Source organism: Pseudomonas sp. ICMP 561 (assembly GCF_002699985.1).
Classification (GTDB): Bacteria; Pseudomonadota; Gammaproteobacteria; order Pseudomonadales; family Pseudomonadaceae; genus Aquipseudomonas; species Aquipseudomonas quasicaspiana.
The window spans coordinates 45,756-60,798 of record NZ_LKBT01000013.1 but is presented as its reverse complement, the minus strand read 5'-3'; the positions used below and the strand labels follow the sequence as shown (position 1 = coordinate 60,798).

The window sequence follows — 15,043 nt, the reverse complement described above, 5'->3', positions numbered from 1 at the left end:
CGGGTAGTTTCCCCTTTGCCGGAGCAATGCCATGAATAGCAACACACTCTGGTTGATCGGCAAGCGCTTCGGCGCTGCGATCCTGACCCTGCTGATCGTTTCCATGGTGGTCTTCGCCATTACGGCGGTGCTGCCCGGCGACGCGGCTCAAGCTGCCCTCGGGCAATTCGCGACGCCTGAACAGGTCGCGGCATTGCGGATAAAAATGGGCCTGGATCAACCGGGTGTGGTGCGCTATCTGAGCTGGTTGATGAACCTGCTCAGTGGCAATTTTGGCGAGTCGGCGTCCAACGCCATGCCGGTTGCCGAACTGGTTGGCAGCCGCTTCCCCAACACTTTGATGCTGGCCGGGGCCACCGCGCTGGTTTCAGTCCCGGTGGCATTGGTGCTGGGCATCGGTTCGGCCATGGGCCGTGGCGGCCGACTGGACAGCGCATTGAGTTTCATCACGCTGGCGCTGGTCGCGGTACCGGAGTTTCTGGTGGCGACCCTCGCGGTGCTGATTTTCGCGGTTAATCTGGGATGGTTGTCGGCGTTGTCCTATGCCAGCGATACCCACTCCCCTCTGGAATTCATCCGCACTTATGCACTGCCGGTGATGACCCTGTGCTGCGTGATTGTTGCGCAAATGGCGCGCATGACCCGGGCGGCCGTCATTGATCAACTGGACAGCCCCTACGTGGAAATGGCCCGCCTGAAAGGCGTCAGCCCTGTACGCATCGTGTTGCGCCACGCGTTACCCAATGCCATCGGTCCGATTGCCAACGCCATCGCATTGAGCCTGTCGTACCTGCTGGGCGGCGTGGTGATCGTCGAGACCATCTTCAACTACCCGGGTGTCGCCAGCTTGATGGTCGACGCCGTGACCAACCGGGACATGGCCCTGGTTCAAGCCTGCACCATGTTGTTCTGCTCAGCGTATCTGGGCCTGGTGCTGATTGCCGACCTGTGCGCCATTCTCTCCAACCCGAGGCTGAGAACCCAATGAATAACCTCATTGTAAAATCGACGCCACCCGGTGCTGACCTGTCATTGGGCAAGGTCGCGCACAGCACATCATGGCTGGGTCTGGCGGGTGCATTCGTGTGCATCTTCTGGTTATTGGTGGCGCTGTTCGGGCCATGGCTCGCCCCTCACCCGGTCGGTGAAGTGGTGTCCAACAACGTCTTCGACAGCATGAGCGGCATGTACCCCTTCGGCACCGATTATCTGGGCCGCGACATGCTCAGCCGGGTGCTGGCCGGATCGCGCTTCACTGTCGGTCTGGCGCTGATTTCCGCTGTGCTGGCGAGCGGTCTGGGCACCAGCCTGGCGCTGCTTGCCGTGGTCGTACCGAAATGGCTGGATGAAGTGATCAGCCGCCTGATGGACGCTTTTATCTCGATCCCCAGCAAGATGCTGGCGCTGATCATGGTCTCCGCGTTTGGCTCATCGGTCACGCTGCTGATCACTACCGCAGTGCTGAGCTTTGCTCCCGGCGCATTCCGGATCGCCCGTAGTCTGGCAGTCAACATCGAAGCGCTGGAGTACGTGCAAGTCGCGCGCACCCGCGGCGAGCGCCGCTTGTACATCGCCTGTGTGGAAATCCTGCCCAACATGCTCAATCCGGTCCTGACCGATCTGGGCCTGCGCTTTGGCTTCATCGTGCTGCTGCTCAGCGGCATGAGCTTTCTCGGCCTTGGCGTGCAACCGCCCGACGCCGACCTGGGTTCGCTGGTTCGGGAAAATATCGGCGGTTTGAATCAAGGCGCACCCGCCATCGTGATTCCGGCGCTGGCCATCGGCACCCTGACGATCGGAGTGAATCTGTTCATCGACAGGCTCTCGTCACGGCGCAGCCGACGTTCCGGGGGGCATTGATATGAGCCAATTGATCAAGGTCCAGGACCTGCGAGTCGTCGCCAGCGCAGACAGGGGCGACATTGAGATCGTCAAAGGCGTGAGCTTCGCCCTGGAAAAAGGTGAAGTGCTGGCGCTGATCGGTGAGTCCGGCTCTGGCAAAACCACGATTGCCCTGGCCTTGCTGGGTTACGCCCGACGCGGCTGTCGTCTGGCCAGCGGTACGGTGCAGATCGCGGAGCACAACATGCTCGACTTGCCCGAAAGCATCCTGCAAGGGCTGCGCGGCAATCGGGTTTCGTACATTGCACAAAGCGCAGCAGCGGCCTTCAACCCGGCAAAAAGACTGATAGACCAAGTGATCGAAGGCGCGTTGATTCACGGGCTGGGCAAGCGCGCAGCGCTGGAAGCCAAAGCCATCGAACTGTTTCGCGACCTCTCGCTACCCAATCCGGAACAGATTGGTCAGCGCTTCCCGCACCAGGTCTCCGGCGGCCAGTTGCAGCGGGTCATGGCGGCCATGGCACTGATCAGCGATCCGTTGCTGGTGATCCTTGACGAACCCACGACCGCACTGGACGTCACCACTCAGATCGATGTGTTGCGCGCTTTCAAGCGTGTGGTGCGTGAGCGCGGGGCGACGGCGGTCTACGTCTCTCACGACCTGGCCGTAGTGGCGCAAATGGCCGATCAGATTGTGGTACTCAAGGGTGGCCAGATCGTCGAGCAAAGCAACACCGCGGCGCTGCTCAAAGGCCCGGAGCATCCTTACACTCGCAGCCTGCTGGCCGCCGCCAGACCGGATGCAACATTGCGCCCGGCCAGTGAGGTTGCACAAGACAGGCCGTTGCTGACCATCACGGGGATGTCTGCCGGTTATGGCAATAAAGACCTGCAGGGAAGGCCGATGATTCGCGTGCTGGAAGACATTGATCTGACCATCAATCGGGGCCAGGCGATTGGCGTGATTGGCGAGTCAGGCTCCGGCAAGTCCACCCTCGCCCGGGTCGTAGCCGGGTTACTCGATCCTGCGCGGGGCAGCTTGAGATTTGATGGCGAGCCGCTGTCAGGCGATCTGGCCGGTCGTACGGACGATCAGTTCCGGCGCATTCAAATGGTCTTCCAGAATGCCGACACCGCGCTGAATCCAATGCACAGCATCAGCACTATTCTCGGCCGCCCATTGAAGATGTACTTCAATCTCAAAGGGGCTGCCTTGCGCGAGCGTATCGATGAATTGCTCGATCTGGTGCGCCTGCCCCGGGACATGGCTGAACGACGCCCCGGCGAACTGTCTGGTGGCCAAAAGCAGCGCGTCAATCTGGCTCGCGCACTGGCCGCCAAACCAGACCTGATCCTCTGCGATGAAGTGACGTCAGCACTGGACACTGTGGTCGGCGCAGCGATTCTCGAATTGCTGGGCGACTTGCGCCGGGAACTGGGTGTCTCCTACCTGTTCATCAGCCATGACATCTCCACCGTCCGGGCCTTGTGCGACGACATCGTGGTGATGTACAGCGGTCACAAGGTCGAAGAAGGCAGCCGCGAATCCTTCAGCCAGACACCGTTTCATCCCTACACCGACCTGCTTGTGCATTCGGTTCCCGAATTGCGTCAGGGTTGGCTGGAAACCTGCGGCACCGCCACTTGCGGTACGCTGCCAACCATCAGCGCGCCGACCAACACACGGGAACTGTGTACCTTTTTGAACCGCTGCCCGCAACGCGTCGAAGGCCTGTGCAACCGCACCGCGCCGGGTCGCCGCGAGATCACTGGTGGCAGTCAGGTGCTCTGCCATCTGGACAGCGGCGAGCTGCGGCAAAATCAACAAGAACTGGAAAACATGATCGTGGGGGCCTACGCATGAACGGGCGTTTTGTAAGGCTGGGCGAGCGCGACCGAACCACCGTGAATCTCTTGGTAGATGGCGCGCCGATTGAAGCGTTGCAAGGCGACACCTTGATGGTGGCGCTGCTGACCCAAGGCGTATCGCTGCGCCAGTCGGAGTTCGATCCGGGACGTCGCGCAGGGTTCTGTCTGATGGGCGCGTGTCAGGACTGTTGGGTCTGGACTCGCTCTGGGGAGCGTTTGCGTGCCTGCTCCAGCGAGGCCCGCGAGGGTCTGGATATTGTCACCACACAACCGGAGGCGACATGGCCACTCCACGGGTAGTCATTGTAGGGGCCGGACCAGCCGGTACGCGTTGCGCACAGACGCTGCTCGCCGCCGGGATCAAACCGATCCTCATCGATGAAAATCGCCGCGATGGTGGGCAAATCTATCGTCGTCAGCCTGAAGGCTTCAAACGAGATTACGCGGCGCTGTACGGTTCCGAAGCCGACAAGGCGCGGGATCTGCACCAGAGCTTTGACCGCCTGCGCGAACACATCGACTACCGTCCCGACACGCTGGTCTGGAACCTCAGCCAGGGTCAACTGTGCTGCGTCCATCAGGGCCAGCATTCAGTTCTCAACTACGACGCGCTGATTCTCTGCACCGGTGCCACTGACCGGCTGATGCCCATCAACGGCTGGCAACTGGCCGGGACTTACAGCCTCGGCGGCGCGCAGATTGCACTCAAGGCGCAATCCGTTTCCATCGGCCACAAAGTCGTGTTCATGGGCAGCGGTCCTTTGTTATATCTGGTCGCCAGCCAATACGTGAAGGCCGGTGCCGAAGTCGCTGCGGTGCTGGACACCTCGCCGCTGAGCAAGCGGATCATGGCCACACCCAAACTGCTCGCGCGCCCCGGCGTGCTGCTCGAAGGGATGAAGTTGCTCGCGCGCCTGCGCAGCGCCAAGGTGCCGGTGCATTTGGGTGTCGAGCCTTTGCAGGTCCTGGGCGACGCTCAAACCGGTGTCAGTGGTGTGCGCTTCAAAGACGGCAAAGGCAACCCGCAACAGCTGGATTGCGACGCCGTGGCGCTGGGCTACCACCTGCGACCGGAAACCCAGCTGGCCGATCTGGCCGGGTGCCGCCTGCGCTTCGACGAGGTCTCCAGCCAGTGGCTGCTGGATGTCGATGAAGCAGGCCGCACCTCGGTCAGCGGTGTTTATGCCGCAGGTGACGGGGCGAAAATTCGTGGTGCGGACGCCGCTGAGCAAGCTGGTCGTCTGGCGGCACTGGCCGTTCTGCAAGACCTGAAATTGCCGGTAGATGTCGCCGTGATGCAAACGCAAACGAGACAGTTGGCCATAATGGATCGCTTCCGGGTCGGGCTCGCCGAGGCCTTTCCGTGGCCATCGGCACAAGCCAGGGCGCTGCCTGACGAAGCGATTGTCTGCCGCTGCGAAATGATCAGCGCAGGCGAACTACGTGGCGTAGTCCGGGAAAAAGGTGCCTGTGAAGTCAACCGTGCCAAAGCCTTCAGCCGGGTGGGAATGGGCCGTTGCCAGGGGCGTTATTGTTCGCAGGCCGGGGCAGAAGTGATCGCTGCCGAAGCGGGCGTCGCCGTGGAGCTGGTCGGCCGTCAGCGTGGACAGGCACCGATCAAGCCGTTGTCGATGCTTACTGATGAGGTCGTGTCATGAAACAGCAAAAATCCGATGTACTGATTGTCGGCGGCGGCTTCATGGGCTCGGCCACAGCGTTTTTCCTGCGCCAGCGCGGCCAGTCGGTGACTCTGCTAGAGCGCGACATGATCGGCCAGTACGCCAGCGGCGTTAACTTCGGCAACGTGCGGCGCCAGGGTCGTTTCCTGGGCCAACTGGAACTGGCCAACCGCTCCCGCGCCTTGTGGGGCCGCCTGCCAGAGCTGATTGGCGAGGATCTGGAGTTTCTGCCGAGCGGCCACATGCGCGTCTGCTATCGCGAGGATGAAATCGCCGAGCTGGAAGCCTATGCCGCAGCACCCGAAGCCCGCGAGCTGGACCTGCGTATTTACAGTGGCCGCGAACTGCATCAGCGTTTTCCATTCCTTGGGCCGGTGGTCAAAGGCGGCTCTTACGCGCCTCACGATGGTCACGCCAATCCACGGCTGGCGGCCCCCGCCTTTGCCCGCGCAGCGATCCGCGCCGGGGCGCGCATTGAAGAACGCACTGAAGTCACCGAGGTGCAGAAAGTCGGCAGCCAGTTTGAAGTCACGACCCGCGACGGTCGCGTGTTCAGCGCCGATCAGTTGCTGATTACCGCGGGCGCCTGGGGACAAAAGCTGTCCACACAGTTCGGCGAGCCGGTGCCACTGGAAACGTTTGGCCCGCAGATGGCAGTCACCGAACCCGTGCCCTACGCCCTGCCAACGGTCATTGGCGTCTACACCAAAATCGCCGAGGAGGTGATTTATTTCCGCCAGATCCCTCGTGGCAACATCATCATTGGCGGCGGCTTTCGCAGCAAGCCGGACATGGTCAACAAACGGGCCGTGGTCGAACCACGCAGCACCATCAATCAATTGCAGCAGATGCGGCGTTTATTGCCCGGCGTCGCCAACCTGAACATCATCCGGGTATGGAGCGGCATCGAAGGCTATCTTCCGGATTCGCTGCCAGTCATGGGCCGTAGCGGCAATATCGATGGCCTGTTTTACGCGTTCGGCTTCTGCGGCCACGGCTTTCAGCTCGGCCCTGGTGTCGGCGATGTGATGGCCGAATTGCTCAGTACCGGCAGCACCAGCACCTCGATTGCGCCTTTCGATATCCGCCGCTTTGCCAGCGCCAGCAATCAACAGAGCAAAGCCTCATGAAGCCGCGTGTAAGGGAGATATTCAACCGCCTGCTGGCATTCGATACCGTGTCATCTCAGTCGAACATGACGCTCATTGAATACGTGCGGGATCTGCTGGCGACCAAAGGCATCGACGCGTTGATCGTCAAGGATGAAACCGGCCAAAAGGCCAACCTGTTTGCCAGTACCGGGCCCAAAGACCAGCCGGGCATTCTGCTTTCAGGCCATACCGATGTGGTGCCGGTCGCGGGCCAGGCCTGGACCTTGCCACCGTTTCAGGCCACCGAGCGCGACGGTCGGATTTACGGGCGCGGCAGTTGCGACATGAAGGGTTTCATCGCTCTCGCTATTGATTGCATGCTCGATGCCGCCGACCTTAACCTGACCCGCCCACTGCAACTGGCGTTGTCCCATGACGAAGAAATCGGCTGCGTGGGTGTACGACGCTTGCTGGACGTGTTGCATCTGGCGCCGCAACGGCCGTTTCTGTGCATCGTCGGTGAACCGACCAACATGCAGTTTGCGCTGGGTCACAAAGGTAAAAGCTCTTTCCGGACCTTCTGTCGCGGCCAGGAAGCGCACTCCTCTCTCGCACCGCTGGCCGTCAACGCCATTCATCTGGCCAGCGATTTCATTGCCTCGCTGCGTCTCAGTCAAACGCAACTGCAGCAACATGGCGCACAGGACGCCGACTACGACATTCCGTACAGCACAGTGCATGTCGGACGGATCGACGGCGGCAAGGCGCTGAACATCGTGCCGAATCTTTGCACGCTGGATTTCGAACTGCGCAATCTCAATGCGGATGATCCAGAGCTGTTTATCGACCAGTTACGCGAGCAGGCTGAAGCCATCGTTCACGAAGCACGCAAGGTCTCGTCAGTGGCCGCCATCGAGATCGAAACCCTGAACGAGTATCCCGGTCTGGACACCCATCCCAGCGTTGAAGCCGTGCGTTTGCTGCAAGCGTTTGCCCCGGCGGAAACCTCACGTGTCAAGGTGTCCTACGGTACCGAAGGCGGGTTGTTCGCTCAGCGTCTGAATGTTCCGGTTGTGGTCTGCGGCCCTGGTTCCATCGAGCAAGCGCACAAGCCGGACGAGTTTATCGAGGTCAGTCAAATGATTGCCGGGGAGAAATTTTTAGACGGCTTGTTGGGGTCGCTGGTGCGCTGAGACAAGGCATTCGTAGGAGCGGCTTTAGCCGCGAGCAGCGTCACCTCCAGTTATGCGTAGTTGCAAAAGACGCCCTCCCGGCTAAAGCCGTTCCTACGGGTTCGGTCGGACTCCTCAATACCCCTGCCCGCGATCTACCTGGCCCAGCATCGGCTCGCCACGCTCGAAGCGGCGAATGTTTTCCAGCAGGCCGGGGAACGCACTGTCAGGCTGGGTCATCGCAGCAATATGCGGCGTAAGCAGTATCTGCGGGTGATTCCAGAATGGATGCGCAGGATCAGCAGGCTCCTGTTGCAATACATCCAGCACTGCCGCGCTGAGCTGCCCGCTGTCCAGCACCTGCAGCAGATCCTGCTCAATCAAATGCCCACCGCGCCCCATGTTCACCAGCGCAGCGCCTTCAGGCATCTGCTCGAATAACTCGCGATTGAGAATGCCCGTGGTCTGCTCGGTCAACGGCAGTACGCATACCAGAATGTCGCACTGCCCCAGAAATGCGGACAACTGTGCGCTGCCCGCATAACACGCGATACCTTCAATCTGATGCTCACTGCGCGCCCACCCCGATAACTCGAAGCCGAAATTCTGCAAGCTGGCGAGAATCTGTTGCGCCTGTAATCCCAGGCCCATGACACCAACTCGACGTTTGCTGGCTGGCACCAGCCGATGCGCCTGCCAATGGCTTTCAATCTGTTGCTGCCGATAACGCAACATGTCCCGGTGCAGGCTCAATACCGCGAAGCACGCGTATTCACACATGCCCCGACCAATCCCCGGATCCAGCAAGCGCACTACTGGCAATGTATCGGGAAGGCGGCTCAGATCCAGTTGATCGACACCCGCCGACAAGGCAAACACCACCTGCAAGTTCGGCAACAGAGTTTGCACGTCATCAGGGGCGAGCCAGGCAGCAAGGTAAGTGATGTCCTGCGGATCGCCAATATCAGGCCAGGCACGCCACTCGATATCGGGGGCATGTTCGGCAAACAGAGCCTTCCACTGCTCGCCCCTTGCGGGATCAGCTTTATAGAGCAACGCCATGAATGAGTCCTGAACATGAAGGTGTCATTCATGATGCCTGAGATGCAAAGCAGCATTGGCTGAAAGCACCGCGGTAACGGCGTTGCGTGCTGTTTATAAGAGGTGGCGCGACAGATTCAAGCGCAGATGAACTCTAGGAGATAGATGCGTGTGCTAACACAACACTGTCGTGCAGCAAACGAAGATCCGTAGGACCGGCTTTAGCCGGGAGGGCATTATGTTGGGCAAAAGAGATTTAGCAAGTTCGCTTGCCCCCTCCCGGCTAAAGCCAGTCCTACAAGAAATCCTCGCCAGTGCGCTCAACAGCATTCCAAACCAGAGAGTCTCAATCGACCCGCTGAACCTTGACCCCCAACGATTGCAACGCATCCCAATAACCGGGGTAGGTCTTGCCGACGCAGTCAGGGTCCTGAATCCGGATACCGGCGATTTTCAGTCCGGCGAGGGCGAAACACATGGCGATGCGGTGATCAGCGTGGGTATCGATCAACGCATCCACGGTGCGACCTGCCAACTGAGGATCGGCGTGGACGATCAGGTCGTCACCCTCTTCCACCGCCAGCCCCGGCGCAATGGCACACAAGCCGTGGGACAGCGCGGAGATGCGGTCACATTCCTTGACCCGCAGATTCGCGATGCCCACGAAGCGGACCGGCTGATTGTTGAAAGCGGCAAGCACGGCCAGTGTCGGAATCGCGTCCTGCATTTGCGAACCATCGATAACGGACGGCATGTTCGGGAAACGCTCGATCAACTGGCTGGCCAAGGCATCAGGCTGAGTGAAGTCTTCGGTCGCAACACCCAGGTCGATATTGCCGCCGGTGATGGCCTGCGCCGCCCACAAGTAGGTGGCTGCCGATGCATCCGGCTCGATATGAAAATCCGTCGCCTTGTAACCGGTATCCAGGACTTTCCAGGCGGTGTCGCTGAGCGACTCGACTTCAGCGCCAAAGGCTTTCATCGCGGCCAGTGTCAGGTCTACGTAACCGCGCGCGCCGATATCACTGCCGGTCAGCGCCACTTCAATTGGCCCCTTGCCACAGGCACCCGCCATCAACAGTGCCGAGACGTATTGGCTGGAAAGGTTACCGTCGATTTCGATACGCCCGGCCGCCAGACCGCCCTGCCCTTTGATCGCCACCGGTGGGCAACCAGTCGGTGAACTGACATCGACGCCCATGCGCTGCAAGGCATCGACCAGTGGGCCGATAGGACGCTTACGCATGTATTCGTCGCCATCAACGACAAACTCACCATCAAAGTTGGCCAGCGCCGCCGTCAGAAAACGCGTTGCGGTGCCCGCATTACCCAGAAACAGTGCTTGCCCGGGTGCATGCCACTGGCCGTTGCTGGTGACCACAAAGGTGCTGTCGTCCGGCTCATCAACCTGCACGCCCATGAGGCGCAAGGCTTCTGACATCACGCGCGTGTCGTCACTCTTCAGCGCACCGCTCAAACGGCTGGTGCCTTTGGCCAGGCCAGCCAGCAACAGCGCGCGATTAGTGATGGATTTCGAGCCCGGCGGGCTCACACGCCCGATCAATGGCTGGTCGACAGGGGTTACGGTGAGAGTGGATTGTGGTCGCATGATGTCCGTGATCGTCGCCGGAAAAACACCGATGCTACCAGCAATCGGCGCCTTATTCGTCCACCGAAGCCTGATTGCGACCGTTTTTCTTCGCTTGATGAAGTGCCTGTTCGGCCCACGCAATGACAGTGCTGTAATCAGTCGTCGGCCTGGAGAGGTCAGCAGCGCCCAGGCTGATCGTGCACTTGATCGCGTGCCCTTCGTAATGCACGGTCTCAGCCTCGACCGCCAGACGCAGCCGCTCACAGAACACTGCAGCACCGGCCTTGTTGGTATCCGGCATCAGGACAGCAAACTCTTCGCCACCATAACGCCCGGCGATGTCTGCATTGCGGATATGGCTGCGCAGGACCTCAGCGACACGCTGAATCACTTTATCGCCCGCCTGATGACCATACGTATCGTTGATCCGCTTGAGATGGTCGATATCACACATCACCAGGGAGGACACCGCGCCGTATCGGCTGTGGCGGGCGTATTCAAGCTTGAGCAGCTCTTCCCAGTGACCCCGGTTATAGAGGCCGGTAAGACGGTCGGTGCTGGAAAGTTTCTGCAGTTCACTGTTGGCCGTCTGCAACAGATGCCGGTTACTGGCAACGTCGGTCACGTCATAGATCACCAGACAGATATGGGTAATCTCACTGGTGGTCGAGCGCAGCGGGAACATCGTGGTGTTCTGGTACATGAAGTCTTCCCGGCCAGTGATTGGCTGGTAATTCTTGAACCGCACCAGATATGGCCGCTGCTCCCAGATGGTGAACGCAGGCGTACCCAGAGTAATCACGTTGTCGACCTTTTTGCTGAACCACATCGGGTTGAGCTCAGGGAACAACTTGAAGATCGACTGTCCGGCCGCGTCATACGGCACCACGCCGGAGCGGTTTTCCATGAACGTATTCCAGACCTGGACCCGGTAGTCCCGGTCGAGCACTACGATCCCCACGTCGATGTTCTGGGTGACCGTCAGTAACCAATGAAGCTCTTTGATATCGATCTGATTACTCATGGGTCAGCTCATCAAGTACGCAAGTTTTTTAGTCAGACGGTCTACCGAATCTTCGGTGAACAGCATGAGCAAATCGAAGTTGATGCTATGCCCTTCAACGCTGTAGCTGATCTCTACGGCCAGGGTTTTCTGCCAGCGTGTCTGGTTGATCCGGATCAGGTCGTCAATCCCGCCCTGAGAACCCAACATCTGCGGGTGCCCCTGGGAGAACTCCACGTCGATCTGCTCGGCGATGCCGCTCAGGCAGGCACCGATGAGGATCGTGGACAGATCGAGGAGCATTTCCTCGTCGGTGTAATCCGCCGAGTCGCGATGCATCAGCGAGCCCATGTCGGCGATGTCCGAATCATGAAAAATCAACAACGCCTCGCCCGCGATGCCACCGCCGATATACCCCTGACAGATGGCAGTCAGCCGCTCACTGGTGTGTGCATCGGCCAACGCCATGTGCAGCTCACCCACTTCGAACATGTTGACGGTGGGAACCGGCAACTGCACGAACACGCCCAATACCTTGGCCAGCAAGGCTGCTGCCCGGCCCATGGCGACGTTGATGGTTTCGCGGAATGCATCCTGAAAGCTGATGATTGCGCCTGTCATGGCGGGCGCGATGGTAGGGACTGGCGCAGGCTCACCCAGCAAGCCCAATCGGGTCAGGGTGTTTTTCAGTTCATCGGGATCAGCCGGCTTTTTGATAAATGCCAGCGCGCCCAACTCCATGACGCGGCGCACAGCCTCGTCCTGAACGTCGCCGGAGACGACGATGATCTTCGCCTCAAGATTTTCTGCGCGAATCGCCGCCAGCGTCTGATAGCCATCCATGACCGGCATGGTCAAATCCAGCAGCATGACCTGGCCCAGTCCACGGCGCACCGCTTCAAGGCCTTCGAGCCCATTGGTCGCCTGCGTGACCGACACGCCCCACTCGGCAGGTAAAGCCCTGAGCAACTGCTTGCGGGCCATGTTCGAGTCGTCGCAAATCACCAAGGGAATCATCGGCATTGCATTGTTTCTCACTGCAAAAGAGTTCTGGCGCAAGTATCAGCGGGTTTGATTTCACTCGCGAGGAAATGGAACCGTATTGAACACATTCCTTATTAAACAATCAGTTGGATCATTTAATCGGCGTCGAATAGATACGCTCATTCGCTCACGCAACATCACAGACACTGCATTACCTGTGGTCATGTATTCATACATCGGCAGTGGCAGATAAATCTGCAATTAACCGGCCAGAGAATTGGCCCTTTAAAAATTTCACGATTCAAACATTCGTGGGTCTTCAACGGGCCATTACTGCCCGCTGAAGCTCAAGCAAAAGCACAAGCGTTCCAAAAACAACCATTCTGACTATAGGTTGAAACAACGGCGCCGCTTAAAATTCGTCTCACACTGGCACGCGGTCGTCGTTGTTTTTCCGTTGCGCCCATTCAAGGATCAGAAGCTGTCCAGTGCGGTTGTCGGCCAGCATTCAAGGACATGATGCGTTCCAATGAATACACCCGCTACGTTGCCTGCCGGGCATGCCGCTGCAGCCCCCAACGCCCGCGCTTCATCCTTATTGCTTCGCCTGGGCGCTGTCGCCATTACCACTGCGGTGTTCATCATCGATACGGTGACTTCACTGGACGTTGCGGTGGCGGTGCTTTATGTCATGGTCATTCTGTTGTCGGTGAACATTTTCAGTCGCCATGGTTTGACTATCGTCGCCTTGAGCTGCCTGTTTCTGACGATCATTTCCTTTTTGCTGACCCACGGCCAGGACGCCGAGTTACCCGCCGTCGCCCGTTGCCTGGTGAGCATCGCCGCAATCGGAATTACCACTGTGCTGGCGCGCAGCAACAAGGCGGTCAATGACCGGTTGCAGGAGCAGGTCTGCCTGCTCGCCGAGGCGCACCAGGCATTGCGTCGCAACGAAGCTTTTTTGATTGATGCCCAGCGTCTGAGCAGGACCGGCAGCGTCGGCTTTCGGGTGCCTGATCTGGAGATGCACTGGTCGGAAGAAACCCAAAGGATCTTCGAGTACGAAGCGGGTGCTCACGCGTCCATAGACCGGGTCCTGCAAAGAACCCATCCCGATGACCTGGCCCTCGTGCTGGATTGCATTGCCCAGGCACGAAAACTGCCCCCTGACCTGAGCGTCGAGCACCGTCTGCTGATGCCTGACGGACGCATCAAACATCTGCACATGCTCGCGCACCTGACCCACGATCAGGACGGCAACTGCGAATACGTCGGGGCCTTGATGGACGTGACCGCGTCCAGGCAGGCCGAAGAAGCGCTGCACCGCTCACAGACCGAACTGGCCCATGTCACCCGCGTCACGACCCTGGGCGAACTGACCGCCTCGATTGCTCATGAAGTGAATCAACCTCTGGCGGCGGTCACGACCAACGCCGAAGCGTCGCTGCGCTGGCTCAATCGCAGAGAACCGGATATCACCGAAGCCGCGCAGGCACTGGAGCGCATTCTCAGTGAAACCTTCAGGGCCAGTGAAGTGATCCGGCGTATTCGCGCCTTGTCGCGTAAAGCCGACCCGCAAAGAGCCCCCGTGGACTTGCGGGAAATCATCGAGGACTCAGTGAGTCTGGTCGCTCGGGAAATCCAACGCGCCCGGGTCGAACTGGTGCAGGACATCGCCCGCGATGTACCCAGGGTCATGGGCGACCGCATTCAGTTGCAGCAAGTACTGGTCAATCTGTTGATCAACGGTATACAGGCCATGGGCGGCAATCAGGGCTCGCTACGCAAGATGAGCGTGCGCTTGCACCATGAGTCGCAAAATGAAGTGGTGGTAGAGGTGCGCGACAGTGGGCCGGGTATTCAGCCCGACGACATGGGACGTCTGTTCAATGCGTTTTTCACTACAAAACCTGAAGGCATGGGAATGGGATTGTCTATCTGCCGCTCGATCATCGACGCACACGGCGGCCGGATCTGGGCCCAGAGCCAGCCTGGCGAAGGGGCAGTGCTGCTTTTCGCCCTCCCCGGAGAACCAGAGCCTCCTCATGAACGATGACCATCCGATGAACCTGAGCGCTGTCAAAATCAGCCACGATCCGATCGTTTTCATCGTTGATGACGACGCAGCCCTGCGCGATGCGTTGAGCAGCCTGCTGCGCTCCATCGGCCTACGGGTCGAGACGTTCCCTTCCGTGGCCGACTTCACTCAGTTTCAGCGGCCGGATGTACCCAGTTGCCTGGTACTCGATGTTCGCCTGCAAGGCACCAGCGGTCTGGATTTCCAGAACGAACTGGTGCGCGCCAACATCGACCTGCCCATTGTGTTCATGACCGGCCACGGCGACATCGCCATGACGGTACGCGCCATGAAAGCGGGTGCCGTAGACTTCCTGGCCAAACCGTTCCGTGAGCAGGACTTGCTGAACGCGGTGTCTGCGGCGCTGGAAAAAGATAAAAGCGGTCGGCAGGCAAACAGGAACGTCCATGAAATACGCACTCGTTTCGAAACCCTGACGCCACGCGAGAAAGAGATCATGGCCATGGCGGCTTCAGGCCTGATGAACAAACAGATCGCCGGTGAAATAGGCCTGAGCGAAATCACCGTCAAAATCCACCGCGGCCATGCCATGAAGAAAATGAACGCAAAGTCATTTGCGGAGCTGGTGCGCATGGCCGAGACGCTGGAATTGGGGAAGTGATGTGGTACCTGGTCTGGGCCGCATTCCTGACGGCACAGATCCATCCTATGTACCGGACGCTTCGCGAATAAA

Annotated in this window: 13 protein-coding genes; 9 read left to right on the top strand and 4 right to left on the bottom strand. The window is 59.4% G+C overall.

Features of this window, described 5'->3' with window-relative positions; genetic code table 11:
- The first annotated feature begins 31 nt into the window (after positions 1 to 31).
- Genes AO242_RS12815 through argE form a run of 7 tightly spaced genes read left to right on the top strand, consistent with a single transcriptional unit; the run spans position 32 to position 7,674 of the window.
- Positions 32 to 988 (top strand): ABC transporter permease, encoded by a 957-nt coding sequence (locus AO242_RS12815; protein WP_099269007.1) that lies wholly within the window; start codon positions 32 to 34, stop codon positions 986 to 988.
- Positions 985 to 1,860: an ABC transporter permease gene (locus tag AO242_RS12810; protein ID WP_027901145.1), complete on the top strand. Its 876-nt coding sequence runs from the start codon at positions 985 to 987 to the stop codon at positions 1,858 to 1,860. The genes AO242_RS12815 and AO242_RS12810 overlap by 4 nt, the downstream gene beginning before the upstream one ends.
- Before the next feature lies 1 nt (position 1,861).
- Entirely contained in the window at positions 1,862 to 3,706 is a 1,845-nt protein-coding gene (locus AO242_RS12805; protein WP_099269006.1) for an ABC transporter ATP-binding protein, read from the top strand.
- Positions 3,703 to 4,011 carry a (2Fe-2S)-binding protein gene (locus AO242_RS12800; RefSeq protein WP_099269005.1) on the top strand — a complete coding sequence of 103 codons (309 nt, stop codon included), beginning with the start codon at positions 3,703 to 3,705 and terminating at the stop codon, positions 4,009 to 4,011. The genes AO242_RS12805 and AO242_RS12800 overlap by 4 nt, the downstream gene beginning before the upstream one ends.
- Positions 3,993 to 5,369: an FAD/NAD(P)-dependent oxidoreductase gene (locus AO242_RS12795; protein ID WP_099269004.1), complete on the top strand. Its 1,377-nt coding sequence runs from the start codon at positions 3,993 to 3,995 to the stop codon at positions 5,367 to 5,369. Before AO242_RS12800 ends, AO242_RS12795 begins: the two co-directional genes overlap by 19 nt.
- A complete protein-coding gene (locus tag AO242_RS12790; protein WP_099269003.1) occupies positions 5,366 to 6,520 on the top strand; it encodes an NAD(P)/FAD-dependent oxidoreductase in 1,155 nt (384 codons plus the stop codon). The genes AO242_RS12795 and AO242_RS12790 overlap by 4 nt, the downstream gene beginning before the upstream one ends.
- On the top strand, positions 6,517 to 7,674 hold the full coding sequence (argE, locus tag AO242_RS12785; protein WP_099269002.1) for an acetylornithine deacetylase: 1,158 nt from the start codon (positions 6,517 to 6,519) through the stop codon (positions 7,672 to 7,674). Before AO242_RS12790 ends, argE begins: the two co-directional genes overlap by 4 nt.
- Before the next feature lie 114 nt (positions 7,675 to 7,788).
- Here argE and AO242_RS12780 read toward each other — a convergent pair whose 3' ends face one another.
- From AO242_RS12780 to AO242_RS12765, 4 genes are all read right to left on the bottom strand, one after another.
- Positions 7,789 to 8,715 (bottom strand): 2-hydroxyacid dehydrogenase, encoded by a 927-nt coding sequence (locus AO242_RS12780; protein WP_099269001.1) that lies wholly within the window; start codon positions 8,713 to 8,715, stop codon positions 7,789 to 7,791.
- Between the two features lie 325 nt (positions 8,716 to 9,040).
- Complete coding sequence (aroA, locus tag AO242_RS12775) at positions 9,041 to 10,303, bottom strand: 3-phosphoshikimate 1-carboxyvinyltransferase (RefSeq protein ID WP_099269000.1); 1,263 nt, start codon at positions 10,301 to 10,303, stop codon at positions 9,041 to 9,043.
- Between the two features lie 52 nt (positions 10,304 to 10,355).
- Positions 10,356 to 11,309, bottom strand: coding sequence for a GGDEF domain-containing protein (locus tag AO242_RS12770; RefSeq protein WP_099268999.1), 954 nt, complete (start codon positions 11,307 to 11,309; stop codon positions 10,356 to 10,358).
- 3 nt (positions 11,310 to 11,312) lie between these two features.
- Complete coding sequence (locus tag AO242_RS12765) at positions 11,313 to 12,311, bottom strand: response regulator (protein WP_027901154.1); 999 nt, start codon at positions 12,309 to 12,311, stop codon at positions 11,313 to 11,315.
- A 490-nt stretch (positions 12,312 to 12,801) separates the two neighbouring features.
- Between AO242_RS12765 and AO242_RS12760 the strand changes: the two genes are divergently transcribed.
- Together AO242_RS12760 and AO242_RS12755 are read left to right on the top strand one after the other, a co-directional pair.
- Complete coding sequence (locus AO242_RS12760) at positions 12,802 to 14,328, top strand: sensor histidine kinase (RefSeq protein WP_099268998.1); 1,527 nt, start codon at positions 12,802 to 12,804, stop codon at positions 14,326 to 14,328.
- A complete protein-coding gene (locus tag AO242_RS12755; RefSeq protein ID WP_099268997.1) occupies positions 14,318 to 14,971 on the top strand; it encodes a response regulator transcription factor in 654 nt (217 codons plus the stop codon). Before AO242_RS12760 ends, AO242_RS12755 begins: the two co-directional genes overlap by 11 nt.
- Positions 14,972 to 15,043: the final 72 nt, after the last annotated feature.

Excerpts from the sequence above, each read along its gene's own strand:
- AO242_RS12815 (WP_099269007.1), top strand. The coding sequence starts at position 32 with ATGAATAGCAACACACTCTGGTTGATCGGCAAGCGCTTCGGCGCTGCG.
- AO242_RS12810 (WP_027901145.1), top strand. The coding sequence starts at position 985 with ATGAATAACCTCATTGTAAAATCGACGCCACCCGGTGCTGACCTGTCA.
- AO242_RS12805 (WP_099269006.1), top strand. The coding sequence starts at position 1,862 with ATGAGCCAATTGATCAAGGTCCAGGACCTGCGAGTCGTCGCCAGCGCA.
- AO242_RS12800 (WP_099269005.1), top strand. The coding sequence starts at position 3,703 with ATGAACGGGCGTTTTGTAAGGCTGGGCGAGCGCGACCGAACCACCGTG.
- AO242_RS12795 (WP_099269004.1), top strand. The coding sequence starts at position 3,993 with ATGGCCACTCCACGGGTAGTCATTGTAGGGGCCGGACCAGCCGGTACG.
- AO242_RS12790 (WP_099269003.1), top strand. The coding sequence starts at position 5,366 with ATGAAACAGCAAAAATCCGATGTACTGATTGTCGGCGGCGGCTTCATG.
- argE (WP_099269002.1), top strand. The coding sequence starts at position 6,517 with ATGAAGCCGCGTGTAAGGGAGATATTCAACCGCCTGCTGGCATTCGAT.
- AO242_RS12780 (WP_099269001.1), bottom strand. The coding sequence starts at position 8,715 with ATGGCGTTGCTCTATAAAGCTGATCCCGCAAGGGGCGAGCAGTGGAAG.
- aroA (WP_099269000.1), bottom strand. The coding sequence starts at position 10,303 with ATGCGACCACAATCCACTCTCACCGTAACCCCTGTCGACCAGCCATTG.
- AO242_RS12770 (WP_099268999.1), bottom strand. The coding sequence starts at position 11,309 with ATGAGTAATCAGATCGATATCAAAGAGCTTCATTGGTTACTGACGGTC.
- AO242_RS12765 (WP_027901154.1), bottom strand. The coding sequence starts at position 12,311 with ATGCCGATGATTCCCTTGGTGATTTGCGACGACTCGAACATGGCCCGC.
- AO242_RS12760 (WP_099268998.1), top strand. The coding sequence starts at position 12,802 with ATGAATACACCCGCTACGTTGCCTGCCGGGCATGCCGCTGCAGCCCCC.
- AO242_RS12755 (WP_099268997.1), top strand. The coding sequence starts at position 14,318 with ATGAACGATGACCATCCGATGAACCTGAGCGCTGTCAAAATCAGCCAC.